General features: G+C 56.9%; 1 protein-coding gene. It reads right to left on the bottom strand.

What is annotated here, in order from left to right:
* Nucleotides 1–9 precede the first annotated feature (9 nt).
* On the bottom strand, nucleotides 10–211 hold a 202-nt coding region (locus RM530_RS18540), incomplete at its 5' end, for a hypothetical protein (RefSeq protein ID WP_311366747.1).

Raw genomic sequence — 211 nt, 5'->3', positions numbered from 1 at the left:
TCGGGTTGTTCATCGCAACGGATTCGTGCCGACGTTATACGCATTCAATGTGAGCTGGTCCTCGTCGAATACCAGTTCGATGCGCAGCGTGTAGCGGCTCAGCGTGACGTACGGATTGGACGTTCCGGTCTTCTTGTACGCCGCGCTCTTGCGTACCTGCTTCAAGTCCAGGGTCTTGCGGTAGATGCGGTCTGGAAGGGCGTGCCATTCA

The sequence above is a fragment of the Banduia mediterranea genome (assembly GCF_031846245.1).
Taxonomy (GTDB): domain Bacteria; phylum Pseudomonadota; class Gammaproteobacteria; order Nevskiales; family Nevskiaceae; genus Banduia; species Banduia mediterranea.
Note: the sequence above shows the minus strand (reverse complement) of the source record. Positions and strands in the feature narration are given on the sequence as shown.